21 protein-coding genes are annotated in these 23,275 nt (G+C 72.7%); 11 read left to right on the top strand and 10 right to left on the bottom strand.

The genetic code is table 11. The features are described 5' to 3' along the window. Complete coding sequence (locus C1703_RS05865) at positions 1-1,863, bottom strand: AAA family ATPase (protein WP_114250886.1); 1,863 nt, start codon at positions 1,861-1,863, stop codon at positions 1-3. A gap of 363 nt (positions 1,864-2,226) precedes the next feature. Next, positions 2,227-2,883, bottom strand: coding sequence for a hypothetical protein (locus C1703_RS05860; protein ID WP_114257309.1), 657 nt, complete (start codon positions 2,881-2,883; stop codon positions 2,227-2,229). Positions 2,884-3,076: 193 nt separating this feature from the next. On the opposite strand from C1703_RS05860, the gene C1703_RS05855 reads away from it, so the two are divergent. From C1703_RS05855 to C1703_RS05845, 3 genes are all read left to right on the top strand, one after another. Further along, entirely contained in the window at positions 3,077-4,459 is a 1,383-nt protein-coding gene (locus tag C1703_RS05855; protein ID WP_114250885.1) for a peptidase C39 family protein, read from the top strand. A gap of 91 nt (positions 4,460-4,550) precedes the next feature. After that, positions 4,551-4,691, top strand: coding sequence for an SCO1431 family membrane protein (locus tag C1703_RS05850; protein WP_114250884.1), 141 nt, complete (start codon positions 4,551-4,553; stop codon positions 4,689-4,691). 75 nt (positions 4,692-4,766) lie between these two features. Continuing rightward, positions 4,767-5,423 (top strand): TetR/AcrR family transcriptional regulator, encoded by a 657-nt coding sequence (locus C1703_RS05845; protein WP_114250883.1) that lies wholly within the window; start codon positions 4,767-4,769, stop codon positions 5,421-5,423. Positions 5,424-5,475: 52 nt separating this feature from the next. Here the strand turns inward: C1703_RS05845 and C1703_RS05840 are convergent, their stop codons facing one another. Then, positions 5,476-6,741 (bottom strand): glycoside hydrolase family 18 protein, encoded by a 1,266-nt coding sequence (locus C1703_RS05840; RefSeq protein ID WP_114250882.1) that lies wholly within the window; start codon positions 6,739-6,741, stop codon positions 5,476-5,478. Between the two features lie 331 nt (positions 6,742-7,072). Between C1703_RS05840 and C1703_RS05835 the strand changes: the two genes are divergently transcribed. Next, entirely contained in the window at positions 7,073-8,245 is a 1,173-nt protein-coding gene (locus C1703_RS05835; protein WP_114250881.1) for an acyl-CoA dehydrogenase, read from the top strand. A 412-nt stretch (positions 8,246-8,657) separates the two neighbouring features. Here the strand turns inward: C1703_RS05835 and C1703_RS05825 are convergent, their stop codons facing one another. Next, positions 8,658-9,092, bottom strand: coding sequence for a hypothetical protein (locus C1703_RS05825; RefSeq protein ID WP_114250880.1), 435 nt, complete (start codon positions 9,090-9,092; stop codon positions 8,658-8,660). Positions 9,093-9,361: 269 nt separating this feature from the next. On the opposite strand from C1703_RS05825, the gene C1703_RS05820 reads away from it, so the two are divergent. From C1703_RS05820 to fxsA, 4 genes are all read left to right on the top strand, one after another. Beyond that, entirely contained in the window at positions 9,362-9,802 is a 441-nt protein-coding gene (locus C1703_RS05820) for an Lrp/AsnC family transcriptional regulator (RefSeq protein WP_006136660.1), read from the top strand. 96 nt (positions 9,803-9,898) lie between these two features. Next, the gene (locus C1703_RS05815; protein ID WP_114250879.1) at positions 9,899-11,500 is read left to right on the top strand and encodes an amidohydrolase; all 1,602 of its coding nucleotides are present in this window, start codon (positions 9,899-9,901) and stop codon (positions 11,498-11,500) included. 510 nt (positions 11,501-12,010) lie between these two features. Continuing rightward, complete coding sequence (locus C1703_RS05810) at positions 12,011-12,868, top strand: polyprenol monophosphomannose synthase (RefSeq protein ID WP_232840417.1); 858 nt, start codon at positions 12,011-12,013, stop codon at positions 12,866-12,868. A gap of 167 nt (positions 12,869-13,035) precedes the next feature. Continuing rightward, the gene (fxsA, locus tag C1703_RS05805; RefSeq protein WP_114250878.1) at positions 13,036-13,611 is read left to right on the top strand and encodes an FxsA family membrane protein; all 576 of its coding nucleotides are present in this window, start codon (positions 13,036-13,038) and stop codon (positions 13,609-13,611) included. Between the two features lie 112 nt (positions 13,612-13,723). On the opposite strand, the gene C1703_RS05800 is transcribed toward fxsA, so the two are convergent. From C1703_RS05800 to C1703_RS05785, 4 genes are all read right to left on the bottom strand, one after another. Continuing rightward, positions 13,724-14,098 carry an RNA polymerase-binding protein RbpA gene (locus tag C1703_RS05800; protein WP_003977404.1) on the bottom strand — a complete coding sequence of 125 codons (375 nt, stop codon included), beginning with the start codon at positions 14,096-14,098 and terminating at the stop codon, positions 13,724-13,726. Between the two features lie 266 nt (positions 14,099-14,364). Next, on the bottom strand, positions 14,365-15,711 hold the full coding sequence (locus tag C1703_RS05795) for an MFS transporter (RefSeq protein ID WP_114250877.1): 1,347 nt from the start codon (positions 15,709-15,711) through the stop codon (positions 14,365-14,367). Between the two features lie 49 nt (positions 15,712-15,760). After that, positions 15,761-16,528, bottom strand: coding sequence for a glycerophosphodiester phosphodiesterase (locus tag C1703_RS05790; RefSeq protein ID WP_114250876.1), 768 nt, complete (start codon positions 16,526-16,528; stop codon positions 15,761-15,763). Continuing rightward, on the bottom strand, positions 16,525-17,214 hold the full coding sequence (locus tag C1703_RS05785) for a hypothetical protein (protein WP_114250875.1): 690 nt from the start codon (positions 17,212-17,214) through the stop codon (positions 16,525-16,527). Before C1703_RS05785 ends, C1703_RS05790 begins: the two co-directional genes overlap by 4 nt. Positions 17,215-17,278: 64 nt before the next feature. On the opposite strand from C1703_RS05785, the gene C1703_RS05780 reads away from it, so the two are divergent. Next, complete coding sequence (locus C1703_RS05780) at positions 17,279-18,778, top strand: PLP-dependent aminotransferase family protein (protein ID WP_114250874.1); 1,500 nt, start codon at positions 17,279-17,281, stop codon at positions 18,776-18,778. A gap of 75 nt (positions 18,779-18,853) precedes the next feature. On the opposite strand, the gene C1703_RS05775 is transcribed toward C1703_RS05780, so the two are convergent. Together C1703_RS05775 and C1703_RS05770 are read right to left on the bottom strand one after the other, a co-directional pair. Continuing rightward, on the bottom strand, positions 18,854-20,629 hold the full coding sequence (locus C1703_RS05775) for a hypothetical protein (protein WP_114250873.1): 1,776 nt from the start codon (positions 20,627-20,629) through the stop codon (positions 18,854-18,856). Between the two features lie 37 nt (positions 20,630-20,666). Further along, positions 20,667-20,861 (bottom strand): hypothetical protein, encoded by a 195-nt coding sequence (locus tag C1703_RS05770; protein WP_030843336.1) that lies wholly within the window; start codon positions 20,859-20,861, stop codon positions 20,667-20,669. 296 nt (positions 20,862-21,157) lie between these two features. Here C1703_RS05770 and C1703_RS05760 point away from each other — a divergent pair, with 296 nt between their 5' ends. After that, a complete protein-coding gene (locus tag C1703_RS05760; RefSeq protein ID WP_114250871.1) occupies positions 21,158-21,550 on the top strand; it encodes an ankyrin repeat domain-containing protein in 393 nt (130 codons plus the stop codon). A gap of 300 nt (positions 21,551-21,850) precedes the next feature. Further along, positions 21,851-23,269 (top strand): HEAT repeat domain-containing protein, encoded by a 1,419-nt coding sequence (locus C1703_RS05750; protein ID WP_114250869.1) that lies wholly within the window; start codon positions 21,851-21,853, stop codon positions 23,267-23,269. Positions 23,270-23,275 lie beyond the last annotated feature (6 nt).

The following is a 23,275-nucleotide window of genomic DNA, read 5'->3' as shown; positions in this document are numbered from 1 at the left end:
TCACAGTCCGGGCGGATCCTGCGGGCCCCGCCCGGACAGCACCTCCCCGTACGCCTGCATCAGGTCCGGCAGCCGCAGCGTCGCCAGATCCTCCCTGCCCAGCACCCCGGGATACACCGACAACCGCAGATCCCGGTACGCGCAGCTCTTCTCGTACAGCGTCCGCAGGAACCGCCCGTTGCCCAGCTCGTCGATCCACCCCTGGTCCACCACGTGCGCCGCGATGGACCGCAGCTCGTCGAGGGCCTCCTCGTCCCACAGGTCCCCGTTCTCCGCCGCGAGGACCTTGCCGATCTCGGTGAGTTCGAGGGGACGGTAGGACGGGAAGTCGACCCGGGTCGTGAAACGGGACGACAGCCCGGGGTTCGCGGCGAGCAGGCGGTCCATGCCCTCCGGGTAGCCGGCCAGGATCACCACGAGATGGTCGCGGTTGTCCTCGGCCCGCTTCAGCAGCACCTGGAGCGCCTCGTCGCCGTACGCGTCCCCCTTGCCGTAGCCCGAGTTGGACAGCGAGTACGCCTCGTCGACGAAGAGCACGCCGCCGAGCGCCGAGTCGATCAGTTCGTTGGCCTTCACGGCCGTCTGCCCGAGGTACTCGCCGACCAGGTCGGCCCGCTGGGCCTCCACCAGATGGTCGCCGCCGAGCAGGCCGAGCGCGTAGAAGACGCGGCCGAGGATGCGGGCGACGGTGGTCTTGCCGGTTCCGGAGGGGCCGGAGAAGACGAAGTGGCGTTTCGGCGGCTGCACCGGAAGGCCCTGCCCGGCCCGCAGCCGGGCCATGTTCAACTGCGCGGACAACGCCTTGACCTGGCGCTTCACCGGCTCGAGGCCCACCATGCGTTCGAGTTCGGCGAGCGCTTCCTCGAGTAACGCGGGGTCGGTGGGCCCGGCGGGCAGGGACGGTGCCGGGCCGGTCTTCTCGCGGACCAGCGGGTCGGCCACCGGCGGCAGGGGAGGGGAGAGCGGCGGCTCCGGGTCGGGCAGTCTCAGGTCGCGGCCCTCGGTGCCGAAGAGCGGATCGAACCCGTCCGGCCCGTCCACGGCGTCCTGGCCGACACCGGTGAGCGTGATCGCCGCGAGGTCGGCGGAGTCCTCGTAGCCGTCGCCCTCGGCGATCGCGGCGAGCCGCGCCGAGGTGTCCATGAACGCCGGGTCGACGCGGTGCACCGCCCGGTAGAGGGGGAGCGCGGCGGCACTGCGGCCCGTGCCCTCATGCGCCCGGGCCAGCCAGTAGCGCAGCTCCTTGCGCTGCGGCTGCTCGCTGCGGCAGCGCATCAGGGCCGCCGACAGCAGCGGTTCGGCCTGCCCGTACATCTCCAGCCGGACCCGGGCCATGCCGCCGAACAGACCCGCCTCGATGCCGAGCATCGGGTCGTCGAGCAGCGGGTCGGTGTGGCGGACCAACTGCTCCCAGTCCTTGACCAGGTAGGCGCGGCAGGCGTGCAGGAAGCGGACCTGGTGGTCGGTGTCCACGGGAGGCAGCCCGGCGAGTGCCCGGTCCAGCTCGGGGACGTGGCGGCCGTCCAGCCAGTGGGAGGCGTGCGCGAGCAGCAGGTCGCGCGGGCTCTCCAGCACGGGCTGCACCCACCAGCCCAGCCAGTACCAGGAGTTGAGGGTGCGGCGGTAGCGCGTGCGCTGCTCCCCGAAGCGGTCGCGGTGGCGGAACATCTTCAGCAGCGCGGTCGTCGTGTCGACCCGCAGGGCGTGCAGCCCGAGCCAGCCGTCGGCCATCCCGGCGTCCAGCCGCACGGCGGTGCGGAACTCCTCCTCCGCCTGCGGATAGGCGCCCATGGTGTAGGCATCCACGCCTCGCAGCCAGGCGAGGTCGGCGGGGGCCTGCGGGCCCTGCGTGCCGAAGTCCATCACATCCCCCACGAACCGTGCCCCCGTCGGTATGCCAACGAGCCGTCCCCCGGGCCCTGTTGTGGGCATCGTACCTGCGGGGGCGGCGCGCCCGTAGGGTGCCGCACGGGCCGTTCGGCGAGGTGGGAGCGGATGCGGCGCACCGGCGCACGGTGACCGAGGGTGAGCGTCCGACGCCGCGTGGAACCCGGAAAACCGGAGGAGGACAGAACGAAGCCCCCGATCACGGGGGAACAACCGGGGGCTTCGCGTCAGTGGGCGGCTCCAATGGGCCGCACATTGAGAACGTAAGACCTGTACGGCCCCCTGGTCAAGCCGAGTTGAAGCACTCGGGCAAGTTGTTCCGCAAGGCCCTTCACAAGTTCAGCACACTGCGGGGGGTCCGTCACCCTCAGTGAGGGGCTGGTCCGGTCCAACGGATCCCGCAGGCCCCGGAAGCACCTCGTACCCCTTCTCCCGCTGACGCACCAGGAGGTCGGCGAACGGCCGGGAGGGGTCGTCGGCGAAGTGCCGGCGTTCCGCCGGAACCCATCCGTTCCAGAACTCCCGCTGCTCCTCCCCGTCCCGCGACCGCCCCCGCGCCCAGGCCTCCTCGCAGGGCAGCTCCATCCACAGCAGGAGCGCCAGGTGGGGGCGGAGCGCCCGGCGTCCCGCGCCGACGCCCTCCACCAGCACCACCGGCGCGGGCGGCAGGGGGCGCGGGGCGCCGAAGCGGCGGGCTCGCCAGTCGTAGGGGGCGTAGTGCGCGGTCCGGCCGTCGGAGAGCGGTCCGACGACCTGGTCCAGCAGGCGTCCGGTCCACTCGAACAGCTCGTCGTGGCTGGCGATGTCGTCCAGGCGCAGCACCGGAGCGCCGCCCAGCGCCGCGGCCAACTGTGCGGTGAACGTGGTCTTCCCCGAGCCGGCGTGCCCGTCGACGCCGACGAGCCGGACCGGGCCGCAGGACGGGGAGAGGCGGCGGATCCGGGCGGCAAGGTCGCGCACGGCGGGCCCCGGTGCGGGGCGGAGGGACGGATTCATCTCGCGCAGCACTCTAACGACGGCCTCCCCGGCCCGTGCCACTGGTCGACGCCAATATTGGTGGGCGTGGCGCGTGTCGAGGTGCTGGCAGGACCCGGCTGGCTGTGCTCATATGTGGCGCACACGCGTGTGCGACCGACCGTGCCACGGACCTGCCCCGCCCCTGCCCGACTCCGACATCCGGGGGTCCCCCATGTGCAGAGCCGAACAGCCGTCCCGCAGAACCGTCCTGGCCGCCGCGGTCGCCGCCGCCGTCACGGCGAGCGCGGGTCCGGCGGCCGCCGACATCGAGGCGCCCATGACGACCGACACCACCGCAGACCCCGCCCGGGCGGTCCCGGCCCGTACCGTCGACAACCGGGCCTGGACCTCGTACGGCGACTGGTGCGGCGGCACGGCCAAGGGCACCCGGGCCGTCGCGGGCGCCCGCCCGAGCCTGGTGATCGCGACGCCCGCGGGCACCACCGACTACACGGACCCGCACACCGGCACCACCGCGCCCTGGGAGTACGGCACCTGGACGTCCCCCGTGCACCGGCTCGCCGTCCCCGCGACCGAGGCGATCGTCTCCTGGAACGCGCACACCCCGCCCGGCACCTGGCTCCAGGCCGAGATCAAGGGCACCTACACGGACGGCACCGGCACCCCCTGGTACGTGATGGGCCGCTGGGCGGCCGGTGACCAGGACATCCGGCGCACCTCGGTCGACGGCCAGAGCGACGACAAGAGCAGTGTCTGGACCGACACCCTGGCGATCGACGACCCGTCGACCGGCCTGCGCCTGACCTCGTACCGGCTCCGCCTGACCCTGTACCGCAGGCCGGGCACCCCGGCCACGCCCACCGTGTGGCGGCTCGGCGCGATGGGCTCCGACGTCCCCGACCGGTTCACCGTCCCGGCGTCCGAGCCCCGTCTCGCCCGGGAACTGGCCGTCCCGCGCTACTCCCAGGAGATCCACAAGGGCCGCTACCCCGAGTACGACAACGGCGGCGAGGCCTGGTGCAGCCCGACGTCCTCCCAGATGGTCATCGAGTACTGGGGCGGCCGGCTCACCCCCGAGCAGCTGGCCTGGGTGGACCCGTCGTACTCCGACCCGCAGGTCTGCCACGCGGCCAGGTCCACCTACGACCACCAGTACGCGGGCTGCGGCAACTGGCCCTTCAACGCCGCCTACGCGGCAACCTTCGACGGCCTCCAGGGCGTGGTCACCCGGCTCGGCTCGCTCACCGACCTGGAGACGCTGATCGCGGCCGGCATCCCGGTCATCACGTCCCAGTCCTTCCTGAAGGAGGAGCTGACCGGCGCCGGGTACGGCACCGCCGGGCACCTCATGGCCGTCATCGGCTTCACCGCCGAGGGCGACGTGATCGCCAACGACCCCTACTCGGCGACCAACGAGGCCGTACGGCGGGGCTACCGGCGGCGCGAGTTCGAGAACATCTGGCTGCGGACCAAGCGGTACAACGCCTCCGGCAAGGTCGTCTCCGGCACGGGCGGCGTCTGCTACCTGTACTTCCCGGCGCGCCCGACCGCGGCCCAGAGCAAGGCCCTGGCGGCCGTGGGCGTCCGCGTGTGACCAAGCTCTCGGCCGCAAAAGCCGCCCAGGGTGGCAAGGTGGACAGAACTCCGGGGGAAGTCCGTCCGTACCACCGAACGAGCGAGAAGCCATGACCGCGTACTCCGCCACCGCCGGCCGCGTCCGCACCGGCGGCCCTCAGGAAGACGGCCCGAAGATCGTCGAGCACCTCATGGGGTGGGCTCTCGTAGTCGTCGTCGCGATGCTCGTGACCCAGCTCGGGCTGCTGTGACCTGACCCACGACCCGGCCCCGGGGCCTGCCATACTGCGGATGTCCCGCCCCCGCCCGTGAGACCAGGGTCGAAATTGAATATCAGCCCCCAGCCTGCCGCGCGCCCCAGAGCCCGCGGCACCGAGCGCTCGACGGCGCGCCGTGCCGAACTCATCGCCATCGGGCGGAGGTTGTTCGCCGACACGTCCTACGACGCCCTCTCGATGGACGACATCGCCCGGCAGGCGCACGTCGCCAAGGGACTGATCTACTACTACTTCCAGTCCAAGCGCGGCTACTACCTGGCCATCATCCAGGACTCCGTCGCCGAGCTGATCACCCTGGCGGCCGGCGGCCTCGAACTGCCCCCGGTCGACCGGGTCCAGCGCACCGTCGACAGCTACCTGCGCTACGCCGAGCACAACCAGGCCGCCTACCGCACGATCGTCAGCGGCGGCGTCGGCTTCGACACCGAGGTGCACGCCATCCGGGACGGCGTGCGCGAGGCCGTCGTCACGACCATCGCCGAGGGCGCGTACGGCCGCGCCGACGTCACCCCGCTGGCGCGGATGGGCCTGCTGTCCTGGGTGTGCAGCGTCGAGGGCGCCACCCTCGAATGGATCGACCGCCCCGAACTGCCCCGCGCGACCATGTGCGAACTGCTGGTGAAGACGCTCGGCGGCGCCCTGCGCGCGATCGAGGAGCTGGACCCCGCCTACCCGGCCCCGCAGCCCGCGCGCCGGGGCGCATGAGACAGGGGCGGAGGATCCGCCACGGGCCCTCCGCCCCCGGTGCCGCTCCGGTCTACTTGATGGCCTTGATCAGCTCGCCGTTCGCCGTGTCGCCGCTCAGCTCCCAGAAGAACGTGCCGCCCAGGCCCTGCTGGTTCTTGTAGGCCGTCTTGGTCGCGATGGTCGCCGGGGTGTCGTAACTCCACCAGTCGCCGCCGCACTTGGCGTACGCCGTGCCGGCCACCGTCCCCGTCGCCGGGCACTTGGCCTTGAGGACCTTGTAGTCCTCGATGCCCGGCTCGTAGGTGCCGGCCGCCGGGCCGGTCGCGGTGCCGCCGGGTGCCGCCTGGGTGACGCCGGTCCAGCCGCGGCCGTAGAAGCCGATGCCGAGCAGCAGCTTCGAGGCGGGGATGCCGAGGCCCTTGAGCTTCGCGATCGTCGCCGCGCTGTGGTTGTCCGCGTTCGGTATGCCGGGGTACGAGGTCAGCGGAGAGTGCGGGGCCGTCGGGCCGGTGGCGTCCCAGGCGCCGAAGAAGTCGTAGGTCATCGGCAGGTACCAGTCGACGTAGGGGGCGGCGCCGGCGTAGTCCGCCGCGTCGATCTTGCCGCCCGGGGTGGCGTCGGCGGTGATCGCCGCGGTGACCAGGTTCTTCGAGCCGAACGTGGCGCGCAGTGCCTGCATCAGGTTCCGGAAGGCCGCCTTGCCGCTGGTGTCGCAGGTGGCGCCGCAGGCGTTCGGGTACTCCCAGTCGATGTCGATGCCGTCGAAGACGTCGGCCCACCGGGAGTTCTCGACCAGGTCGTAGCAGGACCGGGCGAAGGCGGCCGGGTTCTTCGCGGCCTCGCCGAAACCGGCCGACCAGGTCCAGCCGCCGAAGGACCACAGGACCTTGAGGCCCGGGTGCTTCTGCTTCAGCTTGCGCAGCTGGTTGAAGTTGCCGCGCAGCGGCTGGTCCCAGGTGTCGGCCTTGCCGTCGACGGACTCTGCGGCGGTGTAGGCGCGGTCGGTGGCGGCGTGGGCGTCGCCCATGGCGCACTTGCCGCCGGTGACGTTGCCGAAGGCGTAGTTGATGTGCGTGAGCCGGGACGCCGAGCCGGACGTCTCGATGTTCTTGACGTGGTACTTGCGGTCGTAGGTGCCCCATTCGGTGAAGTACCCGATGACCTTGGAGCCGGCGGCCTTCGGGACGGGGGCCGCCGTCGAGGCCGCGGCGGCCTCCTGAGCCGGGGTCGCCGCGGTGGCGGAGGTGCCCGCGCCGGCCAGGAGACCGGCGCCGAGGACGGCGCAGCAGGCCGCGGACACGATGATCCGGAAGCGGGAGCGGTGGGGGGTGGGCATCCGGTGTCTCCTCGTGGGGAGAGGGAACGCGCGCCGATTGGCATGGACGCGCTGAATCGGTGGAGCGAAACAGTAGGAGGACTAGACCAGTTCGGTCAATGGTGCGGACCAATTTCCCCGCTCCGGGCGTCCCCGTGCGATTCTTGAGGTGAGCGGTCGTTAACTGGTGACGGGATGCCTCCGATCGGGCATACTCACAGCGCACAGCCGCTGGTCAGCAGCTTCCGCGACCCGGGACTGCAAGCATCGGCCAGGCACCAGAACGACCCGGCGGCGCCGCCCCCACCCACGGGCTCGTCCGCCACTGCCCGACAGGGAGGAGAGCGTCGCCATGCCCGACCGCGCCCCGCAGCCGGTGGACCGACAACTGCCCACGGAGGAGGCCCGGGACCTGATCTCACTCGTCCGCGACATCGCGCAGCAGGAGATCGTCCCGAAGGCGGCCGAGGAGGAGGACGCCGGCCGCTTCCCGCGTGAACTCTTCACCCTGCTCTCCCGCTCCGGCCTGCTCGGCCTGCCGTACGACTCCGAGTACGGCGGCGGCGACCAGCCCTACGAGGTCTACCTCCAGGTCCTGGAGGAACTCGCCGCGGCCCGCCTCACCGTCGGCCTCGGCGTCAGCGTCCACTCCCTGGCCTCCTACGCCCTGGCCGCCTACGGCACCAAGGAGCAGCAGGTCGAGCACCTGCCCGCGATGCTCGGCGGCGGCCTGCTCGGCGCCTACTGCCTCTCCGAGCCGCACTCCGGGTCGGACGCGGCCGCGCTGCGCACCAAGGCCGTGCGGGACGGCGACGACTGGGTGATCACCGGCACGAAGGCCTGGATCACGCACGGCGGGATCGCCGACTTCTACACGGTCATGGCGCGCACCGGCGAGGAGGGCCCGCGCGGGATCACCGCGTTCCTGGTGCCCGGCGACGCGCCGGGGGTGAGCGCCGCGCCGCCCGAGAAGAAGATGGGCATGAAGGGATCGCCCACCGCCCAGGTGCACTTCGACGGTGTCCGGGTCCCCGACGCGCGGCGCATCGGCGAGGAGGGGCAGGGCTTCGCGATCGCCCTCTCCTCCCTCGACTCCGGGCGGCTCGGCATCGCGGCGTGCGCGATCGGCGTGGCGCAGGCGGCGCTCGACGAGGCGCTGGCGTACGCGGCGCAGCGGCGCCAGTTCGGCAAGCCGATCGCCGACTTCCAGGGGCTGCGCTTCATGCTCGCGGACATGGCCACCCAGATCGAGGCGGGCCGCGCGCTCTACCTCGCGGCGGCACGGCTGCGGGACGCGGACCGGCCGTTCGCCCGGCAGGCCGCCATGGCCAAGCTGCACTGCACCGACACGGCGATGCGGGTCACCACCGACGCCGTGCAGATCCTCGGCGGCTACGGCTACACCGCCGACTTCCCCGCCGAGCGCTACATGCGCGAGGCCAAGGTGCTGCAGATCGTCGAGGGCACCAACCAGATCCAGCGGATGGTCATCGCCCGCCACCTCGTGGGTCCAGAGGGACGCTGAACTGGTCGAGGCCCCGCCAGGGAGCCGCGAGCCGCATCCACTCCGGGTCGTGCCGGCCCGGCAGGGTGCGGCCGCCTTCCGCCCAGGTCCGCATCAGGTCGCGGTAGATCGGCGGGTCCTGATAGCGCGGCGGAGCGGGCCGAACCGATTCTGCGGGCGGCGGGACGTACAGGAGGCGCTGACGCCCGGTCGCTGAGGAGATGGGGGTCATACCAGGGCAACGCGGAAGAGGCCGGACAGGTCACCCGATGGGGAATCGGGCGTGCGTTTCAGGGGTGCCGCCGGCGCACTGCCGCGACCGCGGACGCGCCCGACCCTGCCCCTGGGCACACTGAACCGCACCACGGCGGTCCACGAGCCGTGGTGCGGGGCAGCTACTGGGGTGGGGCGAGCGGGCGAGGAAGGCCCGCGCTCAGGCCGCGTGGCGGCGCATGGCCGGGACCCTGATGGGGCGTGAGCCCGGGCCGCCGACGTGCGAGAAGGGCTGGGTCCGCCAGTCCAGTCCCTGAGGGAGCGTCAACAGCAGGGCGGTGTCCTGCTCCTGAGGGTCCACCGACTCGTCCGCGGGGCGGGCGTCCGCGGCCGTGCGGCCGGTGCCGGCGCAGACCGTGAGTCCGAACGGGTTCCACGGCGAGGCGCACAGCGCGTGCTCCGGCAGGACTTCCTCGTCCGCCAGCAGGGCGATGGGCTGCGCGCAGTCCGGGCAGATCACCCGGAACATCTCGAACGTGTCGTAGGCGTCGAGTTCGTCGTCGAAGGCGTCGGGTTCGACGCCCTCCGGCTCGGGCTCGACGACGAGCTGCTGCCGCTTGGGTGCGGTGCGACCAGGGCGCTTAAGACTCTGCATTGGGTTCTCCCCCTCGGGCTGGGCCGTATCAGGCACTGCGGCCTCGACCACAGCAAGCACTTCCCGTCCCCCCTCGGCGGTAATCACGAGAACATTACGGAGACTGTTCGAGCGCTGTGGCGTTCGTCACATGCCGCACGCAGGTGTCCTCTGCGGCGGATTTGTCCCCCGAACGGCTGACCGTCGTCTTCCGGCCACATCACGAACCGGGCATGACCTGGGCTCCTCAGGTATCCGAGGAGATCAGCCGCACTGTAGGTTCTTGCGCCATGGAGGAGCTGGACCGACAGATCGTGCAGCTGCTCGTCAAGGACGGGCGGATGAGCTACACCGACCTGGGCAAGGCCACGGGGCTGTCCACGTCGGCCGTGCACCAGCGGGTGCGACGGCTGGAACAGCGCGGTGTCATCCGCGGTTACGCCGCGGTCGTCGACCCCGAGGCGGTGGGGCTGCCCATGACGGCGTTCATCTCGGTGAAGCCGTTCGACCCCAGCGCGCCGGACGACATCGCGGACCGGCTGGCCGGGGTGCCCGAGATCGAGGCCTGCCACAGCGTCGCGGGGGACGAGAACTACATCCTCAAGGTGCGGGTGGCCACACCGCACGAACTCGAAGAACTGCTGGCGCGGGTGCGGTCGTTGGCCGGGGTGTCCACACGGACGACGGTCGTGCTGTCCACGCCGTACGAGGCGCGGCCGCCGCGGATCTGAGCGCCGGTTTCCGGGTGCGGGCCGTGTGTGGCTGGTCGCGCAGTTCCCCGCGCCCCTGAAGAGGGCGCCGAAAGCGACCCTGTGAAACTGTGCTGCATGAGTGAGTCCAGTGCGCCGACGAAGACGGTTCTGCTTCGTCGTGGTGAGGTTCATAGTCCCGCCGACCCTTTCGCCACCGCGATGGTCGTGGAGCGGGGACAGATCGCCTGGGTCGGGTCGGAGGGAGCCGCCGAGGCATTCGCCGACGGGGTCGACGAGGTGATCGACCTGGACGGAGCGCTGGTCACCCCGGCGTTCACGGACGCGCATGTGCACACCACTGCCACCGGCCTCGCCCTGACCGGGCTCGACCTGTCCGACGCCCCCTCCCTCGAAGCCGCCCTCGCCCGGGTACGGGACTTCGCCGCCGCCCGCCCCGACGACCGCGTGCTGCTCGGACACGGCTGGGACGCCGCCCGCTGGCCCGGCGGCCGGCCCCCGACACGGGCCGAACTCGACGAGGCCACCGGGCACCGGCCCCTCTACCTCAGCCGCATCGACGTTCACTCGGCGGTCGTCACGACCGCCCTGCTCGACCTGGTCCCCGGCGTCACCCGGGAGGACGGGCCGCTCACCGCCGACGCCCACCACGCCGTGCGCGCCGCCGCGTTCGCCGCCGTCACGCCCCGGCAGCGCACCGAGGCACAGCGCGCCGCCCTCGCGCACACCGTCTCGCTCGGCATCGGCACGGTCCACGAGTGCGCCGGCCCGGAGATCTCCTCCGAGGACGACTTCACGGGACTGCTGCGGCTCGCCGCCGAGGAGCCCGGCCCGCGCGTCGTCGGCTACTGGGCCGAGCAGGACGTCGCCAAGGCGCGGGAGCTGGGCGCGGTCGGCGCCGCGGGCGACCTGTTCGTCGACGGCGCCCTCGGCTCGCACACGGCCTGCCTGCACGAGCCGTACGCCGACGCCGGGCACACCGGCAGGGCCTACCTGGACGCCGCGGCCGTCGCCGCCCACGTGATCGCCTGCACCGAGGCGGGGCTCCAGGCCGGCTTCCACGCCATCGGCGACGCGGCCGTGGACGCCGTGGTCGAGGGCGTGCGGGCCGCGGCCGAGAAGCTGGGCCTCGCCCGGATCCGGGCCGCCCGGCACCGGGTCGAGCACGCCGAGATGCTCACCCCCGAGTCGATCGCCGCCTTCGCCGAACTCGGCCTCACCGCCTCCGTCCAACCCGCCTTCGACGCCCTGTGGGGCGGCGACGACGGCATGTACGCACAGCGCCTGGGGGCGGAGCGGGCCCGGAGCCTGAACCCCTTCGCCGCCCTGCTGCGCGCCGGTGTCCCGCTCGCCTTCGGCTCCGACAGCCCGGTCACCCCGCTCGACCCGTGGGGCACGGTCCGGGCCGCCGCCTTCCACCGCACGCCGGACCACCGCGTCTCCGTGCGCGCCGCGTTCACGGCGCACACGCGCGGCGGCTGGCGGGCCGTGGGGCGGGACGACGCAGGCGTCCTGGTCCCGGGCGCCCCCGCCGACTACGCCGTGTGGCGCACCGGCGAACTCGTCGTCCAGGCCCCCGACGACCGCGTCGCCCGCTGGTCCACCGACCCCCGCTCCGGCACCCCGGGGCTGCCCGACCTGACCCCCGGCCGCGACCTGCCCGTCTGCCTGCGCACCGTGGTCGGCGGGCGCACGGTCTTCGTAGGGCCGGGCGAGTGATCTACGGGGGTGGCGCGCACGCGATCGTGCGCCGCACCCCCGGCGCGCGACCTGCGCATCCTCGGCCCTGACCAGGGCTTTGCCGGGGAATGCGCAGGTCAAACGGCTGTTGACAGGCGGCCGCAGGGGGCCGGTAGGTTCGGCCGAGTCCACCACCGGACGCCCGACCGGGGACCGTCCGCGCACTCGCCGCAGCGCCGCCGGGTCAGGGACGGTGTGCCGCACCGGGGCACCGCCACTGGGAGCCAGGCTCAGGCCGGCGCGGCGCCGAGGTGTGACCCGGGTGGGGCCCGGGCGCTCAGTAGACAACGGCTTTGGGTCGATCCGCAGCCAGCGGGTCCCAGGTCGGCCCGAAGGGCGCCGGGCCCCCATCCGCCGTACGCTCGCCCCCGGAGGCGCGCTCTTACCCGCGTCTTGTCGATTCGACACCACCAATCGAACGTCCTGTCACGTCATCGCAGGCCGGGCCCACTATGGTGGTCCTCTGCGTATGGACATGAAGGGGCAGCAGTGAACGACGGCGACGGAACCCTCGCGGCAGGAGCCCAGGGGAGGAAGTTCGGCCCGCTCGGCACGGCCTTGGTGATCATCCCGACCTACAACGAGGCGGAGAACATCAAGAGCATCGTCGGCCGGGTGCGCGCGGCTGTCCCCGAGGCGCACGTGCTCGTGGCCGACGACAACAGCCCGGACGGCACGGGCAAGCTGGCCGACGAGCTGGCCGCCGAGGACGACCACGTCCACGTGCTGCACCGCAAGGGCAAGGAGGGCCTGGGTGCCGCCTACCTCGCGGGCTTCCGCTGGGGCCTGGAGCGCGACTACGGCGTGCTGGTCGAGATGGACGCCGACGGCTCCCACCAGCCCGAGGAACTGCCCCGGCTGCTCACCGCCCTCAAGAGCGCCGACCTGGTGCTCGGCTCGCGGTGGGTGCCGGGGGGCCGGGTGGTGAACTGGCCGAAGTCCCGCGAGGTGATCTCCCGGGGCGGCAGCCTCTACTCCCGGCTGGCGCTCGACCTGCCGCTGCGCGACATCACCGGCGGCTACCGGGCGTTCCGCCGCGAGACCCTGGAGGGCCTCGGCCTCGACGAGGTCGCCTCCCAGGGCTACTGCTTCCAGGTGGACCTCGCCCGCCGCGCCGTCAAGGCCGGCTACCACGTGGTCGAGGTGCCCATCACCTTCGTCGAGCGGGAACTCGGCGACTCCAAGATGAGCCGCGACATCCTCGTCGAGGCCCTGTGGCGGGTCACGGCGTGGGGCGTGGGGGAGCGCGTCGGCAAGGTCACGGGGCGCGTCGCCAAACCGCCCGTCGCGGGGCACGGCGCCAAGCCGTCCGTGACCCGCCGCGACACCAAGCCGTCGAAGCCGTGACCGCCTCGGGCCCGGCCGCGACACCAAGCCGTCGAAGCCGTAACCGCTTCCGGCCCGGCCGCGACACCAAGCCGTCGAAGTCGTGACCGCCTCGGGCCCGGCCGCGCACAGGAACGCCTGATCGGGGCCTTATCCCGTGCTGAGCCGGGGCCAGGCACACTGGAGGCATGACGACTGGCGCTCAGACCCCCAGCCATCCCGCCCGGCCCCGGCGCTCCCGCCTGCGTACGTTCCTGCCGTTGGGGATCGCCGCGTGGCTCGTGCTGGAGATCTGGCTGCTCACGCTGGTCGCGGGGGCGTCGAACGGGCTGGTGGTGTTCCTCGTCCTGCTGGCGGGCTTCGTGCTCGGCTCGGTCGTCATCAAGCGGGCCGGCCGGCGTGCCTTCCGCAAGCTCTCCGAGGCGCTGCAACAGCAGCAGAGCGGTGTGATGCCCGCGGCGGCCCGGCCGAACAGCGAGGGCAACGGCCTGATGATGCTGGGCGGTCTGCTGCTGATGATCCCCGGCCTGGTGTCGGACGCGGTGGGCCTGCTCCTGCTGCTGCCCCCGGTCCAGAAGGCCGTGAGCCGCACCGCCGAGCGCACCTTCGAGCGCAAGCTCCGCGAGGCCGACCCGGGCACCCTGGGCGGCGCCTTCCAGCAGGCCCGGATGCACCGCCCCGACGGCAAGGTCGTCCAGGGCGAGGTCATCAGGGACGAGCCGCGGGACGCCCCGCAGGGGCCGCGCCCGCCGCTGACGCGTTGAGCGGTCCGAGTGTTCTGAGCGGGTGCATGCGGAAAACCGCGGGCGCCGTACATTTCGTACGGCGCCCGCGGTTCACTGACGCGCTGTTATTCCGGCCAGGCCCCGGAGGGACTTACGCCGACTTGCGGCTGTCCCGGGGATGAACAGCGATGTTCATCGCACCGGAGCGCAGTACCGCCAGACGCTCCTCGAGGACCTCTTCGAGTTCCTCGCGGGTGCGTCGCTCCATCAGCATGTCCCAATGCGTACGCGCGGGCTTGGCCTTCTTCTCTTCCGGGCCGTCGCCGTCCACCAGGAGTGCCTGGGCCCCGCAGACCTTGCACTCCCACTCCGGCGGGATCTCCGCCTCGACCGAGAAGGGCATCTCGAAGCGGTGCCCCTTCTCGCATGCGTACTCCACGGCCTGGCGCGGGGCCAGGTCGATGCCGCGGTCCGTCTCGTAGCTGGTCACCACGAGGCGCGTGCCGCGAAGAGCTCGCTCACTCATGAATCGTGCCTCCCGGGCTTGTCGCCCACAGGACAGGTGTCGCTGTCGTCGTCATCCGGTCAACGTCCGGTCGGCGGTAAAGATTCCCGTTCCGGGTCCCGTTCCGGGTCATGCGTCGCCGTCGTAGCCGCCCTTGTTGTACCCACCAGCGCCCGGTTTGTCACATCTGCTAGCAGATGTAACCCAGCGTTTCGGCATCTTTGACGCGCAGTAACGGTACGCCTGGCAGGCCAAACGCGTACACTACAGCCCTTTCGCGTCGAGTGCTAAATCCTGTCAGGAACCGGATTCCCCGCATCCGCGATCGCACGCCGTACCGGAACCCGGGCGAGCAGGGCGAATCCCAGCACGAAGAACGCCACCAGCGAGATGATCGCGTCCCGGTAGCTCCCGGTGAGCTGGTAGGTGAGCCCGAACAGCAGCGGCCCGAGCCAGCTCATCCCGCGGTCGCTCATCTCGTACGCGGAGAAGTATTCGGCCTCCTTGCCGGGCGGGACGAGATGGGAGAACAGGGAGCGGGACAGCGCCTGGCTGCCGCCCAGGACCAGGCCGATCCCGGCGGCCAGGACGAAGAACCACATGGGTGCCCCGGCCGGCAGGAAGAACCCGGCCGCGAGCGTCACCGTCCACGCCACCAGCGAGCCGAGGATCGTGCGCTTGGCCCCGTACGCCCGGGCCAGCCGGCCCATCGTCAGCGCGCCCGCCACCGCCAGCACCTGCACCAGCAGCACGGCGACGATGAGGGTGGACTGGCCGAGGCCCAGTTCCTCGGAGCCGTAGACCGAGGCCTGGGAGATCACCGTCTGGATGCCGTCGTTGTAGACGAGGTAGGCGAGCAGGAAGGCCAGCGTCAGAGGGCGGCGGCGCATGTCGCGGACGGTCGCGGCGAGCTGCCGGAAGCCCGGGAGGGCCGCCTCCCGGTCGGTGACCTTGCGGTCGCGCAGCCTGGTCAGCGGGATCAGGGCGAAGGCGCCCCACCACAGCCCCGCCGACGCCAGGCAGATGCGGACCGCCGTGCCCTCGGAGAGGCCGAAGCCGTCGTGCCCGGTGTAGAGGACCAGGTTGGCAACGAGGACCAGCGAGCCCGCCGCGTACCCGAAGGCCCAGCCCCGGGAGGACACCGCGTCCCGTTGCCCGGGCGGGGCGATCTGCGGCAGATACGAGTTGTAGAGCATCATCGCCACGGACTGCGCCGCGTTCGCGACGATCAGGAGGGCGCCACCGAGCAGGTAGCGGTCGCCGTCCAGGAAGAACATGGCCGTCGTGGCCGTGGCCCCCAGGTACGCGGCGCCCGCGAGGAGCGGCTTCTTGCGGCCGGTGCGGTCGGCGGCGGCGCCCACCAGGGGCATCACCAGCACGGCCACGATCACCGACAGGGACACCGAGTACGCGAAGAAGGACCCGGCGCGCACCGGGATTCCCAGCGGGTGGACGTACCCGTCGGCGTCGGCCGCCGACTCGGCGACCGAGGTCAGATAGGGGCCGAGGAACACCGTGAGCACGCTCGTCGAGTAGACCGAGCACGCCCAGTCGTAGAAGTACCAGCCGCGCTGCTCGCGGCTGCGCTCCGCGGCGCCGTCGGCCGGCGGTGTCCGCACGGTGTCGGTGCCCACCCGTGCCCTCGCTTCCCCGTGAACGCGCAGGGGCGACCGGCCCGGGCTCTCAGATCCAGACGCCGCGGTCCTCCATGACCTTGCGCAACGTGTCGATGTGATCGGTCATGATGCCATCCACACCGAGGTCGAGAAGCCGGTGCATGCTCTCGGGGTCGTTGACCGTCCACACGTGCACCTGGAGCCCGCGCGCGTGGGCGGCGCGGACGAAGCGGAGGTCCACGACCTGGATGCCGGACTGGATCTCCGGGACCTGGGCGGCGACCGCCGAACGGCGCACCGCCGCCGGCAGCCCCCAGGAGCGCAGCCGCAGGTTGAGCACGCCCCGGGTGCCGTACGACGTGGCCAGACGCGGACCGGCGAGGCGCTGGGCGCGCACCACGCGCGCCTCGGAGAACGAGCCGAGGCAGATCCGGTCCCAGGAGCCGGTCCGGCCGACCAGGTCGAGGAAGGGCAGCAGGGCGGCCTCCGCCTTGACGTCGACGTTCCAGCGCACGTCGGGGAACGTCTCCAGGAGTTCCTCGAAGAGGGGCACCGGTTCCTCGCCCGCCACGCGTGCCTGCCCTACCTCCTGCCACGGCAGGTCGGCGATCCGGCCCGCGCCGTCCGTCACCCGGTCCAGCGTCGCGTCGTGGAAGGCGACCAGCTTGCCGTCCCGGGTGGCGTGCACGTCGGTCTCGATGTACCGGTAGCCCGCCTCGACGGCGCACCGGAACTGGCGCACCGTGTTCTCCAGGCCGTCCGCGGCCCCGCCCCGGTGGGCGAAGGGGATCGGGCCGGGATGATCGAGGTAGGGATGGCGTATCCGCGGGGTCACGGACGCAGTATCGCCCCTTCGGGTTGACCGGTGGCAACGACCGTGCTGCCGACGGGTGCCACGGGAACGGCGAACACCCGCAGGAAGAGCTGGGCGAGCGGCCCGATGGACAGCGCGTACAGCAGGGTGCCGATCCCGACCGTGCCGCCCAGGGCGAAGCCGGTCGCCACGACCGTCAGCTCGATGCCCGTGCGCACCAGGCGGATGGAGACGCCCGTGAGCTGGTGCAGTCCGGTCATCAGGCCGTCACGCGGGCCCGGGCCGAAGCGGGCCGCGATGTACAGGCCGGTCGCCGCGCCGTTCAGGACGATCCCGGCTGTCATCAGGGTCACGCGCAGGGCCCAGCCGCGCGCGTCGGGCACCAGGGCCAGCGTCGCGTCCATGGCCATGCCGATGACCAGCACGTTGGAGACCGTGCCGAGGCCCGGGCGCTGGCGGAGCGGGATCCATGCGAGCAGGACGGCAGCGCCCACGATCGTCAGGACGACACCGATGGACAGTCCCGTCCGTTCGGCGAGCCCTTGGTGCAGGACGTTCCACGGCTCCAGGCCGAGCCCCGACCGGACGAGCAGCGCCGAACTCGCGCCGTACAGCGCGAGCCCGACGTAGAGCTGGGTGAGCCGCCGGGCGAGACGCCCCCGCGTCGACATGATGTGCCCCCGTGTGGTGGTAGTGGACTGATGCATGACACCCTGTGGCTTGGACGGAGATGCCATCCAGGGCCAATCCGGGGAAGGTGGACTGATTTCGATGGCGCAGTGGACCTCGGCCGTGGGGGCGGCGCAGCTCGCCCGGCTCCTCAAGTCCCAGCAGGACCGCCCGGCGGGGCCCGGGGCCCGGCGCCCGCCCGCCTATCGCGCCCTCGCCGACGGCATCCGCCTGCTGGTCCTCGAAGGCCGGGTCCCGGTGGCCGCCCGGCTGCCCGCCGAGCGGGAACTCGCCCTCTCCCTCTCCGTCAGCCGGACGACGGTCGCCGCCGCCTACGAGGCGCTGCGCGGCGAGGGCTTTTTGGAGTCGCGGCGGGGCGCGGGCAGTTGGACGGCCGTGCCCGCCGGGAACCCGGTGCCCGCGCGCGGGCTGGAGCCGCTGCCGCCCGAGGCCCTGGGCTCCATGATCGACCTGGGCTGCGCGGCGCTCCCGGCCCCCGAGCCGTGGCTCACCCGGGCGGTCCAGGGCGCGCTGGAGGAACTGCCGCCGTACGCGCACACGCACGGCGACTATCCCGCCGGGCTGCCCGCGCTGCGGTCGATGATCGCCGAGCGCTACACCGAGCGCGGGATCCCGACCATGCCCGAGCAGATCATGGTGACCACCGGGGCGATGGGCGCGATCGACGCCATCTGCCATCTGTTCGGCGGGCGCGGGGAGCGCATCGCCGTCGAGTCGCCCTCGTACGCCAACATCCTCCAGCTGATGCGGGAGGCCGGGGCCCGGCTCGTGCCCGTCGCGATGGCCGAGGGGCTCACCGGGTGGGACATGGACCGCTGGCGGCAGGTCCTGCGGGACGCCGCGCCGCGGATCGCGTACGTCGTCGCCGACTTCCACAACCCGACCGGGGCGCTCGCCGACGAGGACCAGCGGCGGCGGCTGGTGGACGCGGCCCGGTCCGCCGGGACCGTGCTGATCGCCGACGAGACGATGAGCGAGCTGTGGCTCGACGCGGAGGTGCGGATGCCGCGGCCGGTGTGCGCCTTCGACCCGGCGGGGTCGACCGTGATCACGGTGGGGTCGGCGAGCAAGGCGTTCTGGGCCGGCATGCGCATCGGGTGGGTACGGGCGGCGCCGGACGTCATCCGCAGCCTGGTCGCCGCGCGCGCCTACGCCGACCTCGGTACGCCGGTGCTGGAGCAGCTGGCCGTCAACTGGCTGTTCGGCACGGGGGGTTGGGAGCAGGCCGTGCAGGTGCGGCGGGAGCAGGCCCGGTCGAACCGGGACGAGCTGGTGGCCGCCGTGCGGCGGGAGCTGCCCGGGTGGGAGTTCGAGGTGCCGCAGGGCGGGCTGACGCTGTGGGTGCGGACCGGGGGGCTGTCCGGGTCGCGGATCGCGGAGGCGGGGGAGCGCGTGGGGGTGCGGGTGCCGTCCGGGCCGCGGTTCGGGGTGGACGGGGCGTTCGAGGGGTACGTGCGGTTGCCGTTCACCGTGGGCGGGGCGGTGGCCGAGGAGGCGGCCGTGCGGTTGGCCGCGGCGGCGGGGCTGGTGGAGTCGGGCGGCGTGGGGGGCGGCGAGGCGCCGCGCACGTTCGTGGCGTAGCCGGGGCGGTGGTGCCGGCCGGTGCCGGGGGCGCTGAGTCGGGCTGCGCGTCCGACCGCAGCCCGGCGCGCCGCGCTAGCCCCGCTTCGCCTCGGTCGGTTTGGTGAGGACCGGGACGGGATTCGGCAGGGGGTCCTTGGTGAGGACCGGAACGGGATCCGGCAGGGGTTCTTCGGTGAGGACCGGTACCCGTTCGGGCTGCGGCTCCGGAGTCTCCGCGGCCACCGCCACCGGCACGGGTTCCGGCTTCGTTTCCGTCGGCTCCGGGCCCTCTTCCGCCGGGACCGGTTCCGGCTCGCCCGGCACCCCGGTCGGCTCCGGGACCGTCTCCCCGTCCGCCGGTGTCGTCCGGGGCGGGAGGAGGGCCAGGACCGCCTCGCGGTGGGCGTCCGGTGTCGCGTCGTCGTACGGGTTCGGGGTGGCCGGGACCTGGAGGCGGTGGACCGGGCCCGTGCCCAGGCGGGCGTAGCCGCGGCCGGGTGGGACCTGGTCCACCGGGGTGGTGTGCGGGGGCGCGCCCAGGGCCGACTCCAGTTGTCCCGCCGTCGCCGGGCCGAGGACCACGCGGGCCCGGGTGTGCTGCCGTACCGGCTCGCTCAGGGCGTCCAGGCAGTCCAGCTGGTCGGCCACGACCACCGTCACGTTCGCCGGGCGGCCGTGCCGGAGCGGGACCTGGAGCAGGGATTGCGGGTCCTTGCGGTCGTCCGCCGCGGCCAGATGCGTGAACGCGGTCGGGCGGTCCAGGAGGATCCACAGCGGCCGCTTGGTGTCGTCGGGCGGCGGCTGGCCCGCCTGGTGGGCGCGGTTGGCGGCGATGAGGCGGCGTTCCGTCTCGGTCGCGGCCCACTCCAGGCTGGCCAGGGCTCCGGTCAGGCCGCACTCGACGGCCAGGACGCCGTCCCGGCCGGTCAGGCAGGCGTACTCGCCGGTGCCGCCGCCGTCGACGATCACCACGTCGCCGTGCTGGAGAGCCTGCAGGGCGATCGAGCGCAGCAGCGTGGAGGTGCCGCTGCCCGGCTGGCCGAGGGCGAGCAGGTGGGGCTCGGTGGAGCGCAGGCCGGTGCGCCAGACGACCGGGGGCACGTCACGTCGCTGCTCGCCGTAGCTGAGGGGGAGGGTGCGCCGGACCTCGGTCGGGTCGGTGAAACCGAGGACGGTCTCGCCGGGCGCGGTGACGAAACGCTGGGCGGCGATGTCGACGGGGAGCGGCATGAGCACGCTGACCGTCAACTGGTTGCCCTCCTCGTCCCACGCGAAGTGGTATTCGCGGCCCCGGCCCGACTTCGCCGCGAGGAGGTGCTCGATCCGGGCGCGGGCCTCGGCCTCGCCGTCGGTGAAGTACGCCGGGTAGCGGACCACCAGGTGCGAGATCCGGCCGCCGCCGTCGAACGCGTAGGTGGGGAACGCCTTGTCCCACGCCCCGCCGTGGGCGTACAGCGGCTCGGGGTCCTCGGCGGCGGAGAAGTACGGCACCAGTGCCTCGTACAGCGACTTCAGGCGCTGGGCCTGCGTCTCGTCGGGCCCGTCGGGCGACGCCGGGGCGCGGTCCCGGCCCTGCCAGGCCGCCGCCGCCATCAGGGTGATGACGGCGAGCAGCGGCCCGTACGGCACCAGCGCCACGACCAGGATCACGGAGGCCACCAGGAACAGCAGCGCCCCCCGTCGCTCCTTGGGGGTGTCGGCCCATCTGCGCCGGCCGGCCGCTGCCAGCCGGCGCAGACCGCGGGTGATCGTGATCAGTGGATGGAGGACGTCCGTGGCGCTGTCGGCGGCCGTCCGGGCCAGCTCCCGGCTCCGGGCGAGCTGCGCGCTGCCGTTGCTCAGAATGCGGGGGAGGGGGCGCCGGGCCACTACTGCCTCCAGTCGGTGCGTACGGGGAGCGGGGCCGTCAGAACTTGATTCCGCCGAGGAGGCTCGCCAGGCTCTCGCCGCCCGCCTTGATGCTCGGGGCGATGGCCGTGCTCGCCAGGTAGAAGCCGAACAGCATGGCGACCACCGCGTGCGAGGCCTTCAGGCCGTCCTTGCGGAAGAAGATGAAGACGACGATGCCGAGCAGGACCACGCCTGAGATGGACAGGATCATTTGAGGTCTCCTGGTTCGCGGGGACAGTCACCATGAGTACTTCCAGGCTCACAGGATGTATCCATACGATAAAAGGTGCAACTGGGTGAAATACGGACTATTTCTCCCCGTCGGCGGCGTGGTCCCTGATCCGGCTGAGCCGGGTTGTCGCGCTCGGCCCCGTCTGTGCTGATCTTTACCTCGGGCACATCGGGTCATGTGCCGCGCGAGCCAGTACCCTGGCGATTCACTCGTACGGCTGCGGCACACGCAGGCGTACCCACCCGACGATGAGCAGTGGAGAGGCGGTCCGCCCGATGACCGAAGTCCCCGACCCCGAGGTCGTGGAGCTGGCGACCAGGATCTTCGATCTGGCCCGGCGCGGACAGACCGAGGCGCTCGTGGCGTACGTCGACGCGGGTGTTCCGGCCAACCTCACCAACGACCGCGGCGACTCGCTCGTCATGCTCGCCGCCTATCACGGCCACTCCGACGCGGTGCGCGCGCTGCTCGCCCGCGGCGCCGAGGCCGACCGGGTGAACGACCGAGGCCAGACCCCGCTCGCGGGAGCCGCGTTCAAGGGGGAGACGGAGGTGGTCAAGGCCCTCCTGGAGGGCGGCGCCGACCCGTCCGCCGGCACGCCCTCGGCCGTCGACACCGCGCGGATGTTCGGCCGGACGGAACTGCTCGAACTGTTCGGCGAGCACTGAGCCGACCAGTCTGACCTGGAACGACTGAGAAAACGGGGGAGGCGGTACAGGGCCGCCGAAATTTCGGTCGCGGCGGACGGAAGTGCCGAGTCATCATGACGACGTGGTTCACGGACGTGATGGTTGGGCAGGTGTTGCCGCACCGCGCGGACCGTGACGCGGTCCGCAAGGGCCACCGACGAGAGGCAGAGGAAGATGGTCTACAGCAAGCAGGAAACGGCGGGCACTCCGACGTGTTGTCGCGCGGCCAGGTAGTACACGTCCCCGGTTGCGTCGACGCTTGATGTGAGGCTGTTTCCCATGTTCGATCCGGTCATAGCGCCCAGCGGTACGCTGCTCGGCCTGCTCCAGCGGGGCCGCGGCGACGGCACGCTGCACGCGCTCACCGCCCCGCGCCCCGAGGCGCTCGCGGCGCTGAACCACTGCGTGCTGCGCGATCCCCGCCACGACTGGCAGGTGGAGAACCGCTCCCTCTACTACGCCCGCCTCTACCTCGACCTGAACGGCGAGCTGGACGCGGTCGAGGCCCATCTCTTCGGCGCCGAGGACGTCCTCGACACCGACGAGTCACGCACCGGCCTCGCCCTCGCCGTCCTCGGACACCTCGCCTCCTACGGCAGGCGGGACGCGCTCGAACTGCTGCGCAGGTACGCCGCCCACGGCACCAACTGGGCCTGGGCCCTGGACGAACTGGCCCTCAGGGACGACGACGCGGGCCTGCGCGCCCTCGCCGCGCCCGTCCTCGCCCGCTTCCCCGCCGATCCGGAGGGCGACGCCGAGCTGGCCGCCGCCGTCCGGGACGCCTTCGAGCCCCGGCCGTGGCGCCTGTGGGCGGACGACCCGCGCGAATCCGTCGCCACACGCGTGCGTGCCGCCCATGAGACGGGCTCTTTCGACCGCTGGCAGCGGCAGATGCGGCCGACGGGTCCACGCCCCGGATGGAGCGTGCAGGCCGTCTTCGAGTGGGCCCAGCAGGGCATCGAGCGAGGCGCCGCCCTGCACGTCCCGGCGGCCCGCTGTCTCTCCGCCGTCGCGGGTCCCGAGGACCGCGCCGAGATCGTCCAGGCCGCCAAGGACGGCGGCGACGGGGCCCGGTGCACGGCCCTGCGCTACCTCGCCGACGGCAACGATCCCGACGCCCTCGACCTGATCGAGGGCGCCGTGGCCACCGGTTCGACGCTCGTCGTGGACGCCGCCGTCGACGCCTTCGAACGCATGCGCTCGCTCGCCGCCGTCGACCGGGCCCGCGGCTGGGCCCGGCGGCCGGACGCCCTCGGCGCCGCCGCCGGACGCCTCCTCGCCTGCCGGGGCGGCGTCCAGGACCGCGACCTGGTCCTCGCCGCCCTGCGCGAGGCGGTCCGGGGCGAAGGCCCGGACGCACCGACCCTGTGGACCCTCGTCGACGGCACCGGACGGCTCGGCATCGCCTGCGCCGCACCCGTCCTGCGCCACGTCTACCGCGAGACCGCCTCCTCCCATCTGCGCGGCCGGGCCGCCCGGGCCCTCGCCGCCACCGACCCCTCCTTCGCCACCGGCTTCGCCGTCGAGTGCCTGTGGGACTGCGAGGAGACCACCCGCGAACTCGCCGCCCGGCACGCCGAGACCGGCGACACCCGCGTCGTCGAGCGACTGCGCCGGCTCGCCGCCGACCCGGCCGAGGAGGCCGAGGTGCAGACGGCCGTCCGCAGCCGCATCGGTCCCGAGGAGACCGCTGTGTGACCCCCT

It is taken from the genome of Streptomyces sp. Go-475 (genome assembly GCF_003330845.1).
Taxonomy (GTDB): domain Bacteria; phylum Actinomycetota; class Actinomycetes; order Streptomycetales; family Streptomycetaceae; genus Streptomyces.
The sequence above is the reverse complement of the archived record's forward strand: the minus strand, read 5'-3'. Positions and strand labels throughout refer to the sequence as shown.

What these genes read in the sequence shown, in the direction of transcription:
- C1703_RS05865 (WP_114250886.1), bottom strand. Translation starts at nt 1,863, where the DNA reads ATGGACTTCGGCACGCAGGGCCCGCAGGCCCCCGCCGACCTCGCCTGG.
- C1703_RS05860 (WP_114257309.1), bottom strand. Translation starts at nt 2,883, where the DNA reads ATGAATCCGTCCCTCCGCCCCGCACCGGGGCCCGCCGTGCGCGACCTT.
- C1703_RS05855 (WP_114250885.1), top strand. Translation starts at nt 3,077, where the DNA reads ATGTGCAGAGCCGAACAGCCGTCCCGCAGAACCGTCCTGGCCGCCGCG.
- C1703_RS05850 (WP_114250884.1), top strand. Translation starts at nt 4,551, where the DNA reads ATGACCGCGTACTCCGCCACCGCCGGCCGCGTCCGCACCGGCGGCCCT.
- C1703_RS05840 (WP_114250882.1), bottom strand. Translation starts at nt 6,741, where the DNA reads ATGCCCACCCCCCACCGCTCCCGCTTCCGGATCATCGTGTCCGCGGCC.
- C1703_RS05835 (WP_114250881.1), top strand. Translation starts at nt 7,073, where the DNA reads ATGCCCGACCGCGCCCCGCAGCCGGTGGACCGACAACTGCCCACGGAG.
- C1703_RS05825 (WP_114250880.1), bottom strand. Translation starts at nt 9,092, where the DNA reads ATGCAGAGTCTTAAGCGCCCTGGTCGCACCGCACCCAAGCGGCAGCAG.
- C1703_RS05820 (WP_006136660.1), top strand. Translation starts at nt 9,362, where the DNA reads ATGGAGGAGCTGGACCGACAGATCGTGCAGCTGCTCGTCAAGGACGGG.
- C1703_RS05815 (WP_114250879.1), top strand. Translation starts at nt 9,899, where the DNA reads ATGAGTGAGTCCAGTGCGCCGACGAAGACGGTTCTGCTTCGTCGTGGT.
- fxsA (WP_114250878.1), top strand. Translation starts at nt 13,036, where the DNA reads ATGACGACTGGCGCTCAGACCCCCAGCCATCCCGCCCGGCCCCGGCGC.
- C1703_RS05800 (WP_003977404.1), bottom strand. Translation starts at nt 14,098, where the DNA reads ATGAGTGAGCGAGCTCTTCGCGGCACGCGCCTCGTGGTGACCAGCTAC.
- C1703_RS05785 (WP_114250875.1), bottom strand. Translation starts at nt 17,214, where the DNA reads ATGCATCAGTCCACTACCACCACACGGGGGCACATCATGTCGACGCGG.
- C1703_RS05780 (WP_114250874.1), top strand. Translation starts at nt 17,279, where the DNA reads ATGGCGCAGTGGACCTCGGCCGTGGGGGCGGCGCAGCTCGCCCGGCTC.
- C1703_RS05770 (WP_030843336.1), bottom strand. Translation starts at nt 20,861, where the DNA reads ATGATCCTGTCCATCTCAGGCGTGGTCCTGCTCGGCATCGTCGTCTTC.
- C1703_RS05760 (WP_114250871.1), top strand. Translation starts at nt 21,158, where the DNA reads ATGACCGAAGTCCCCGACCCCGAGGTCGTGGAGCTGGCGACCAGGATC.
- C1703_RS05750 (WP_114250869.1), top strand. Translation starts at nt 21,851, where the DNA reads ATGTTCGATCCGGTCATAGCGCCCAGCGGTACGCTGCTCGGCCTGCTC.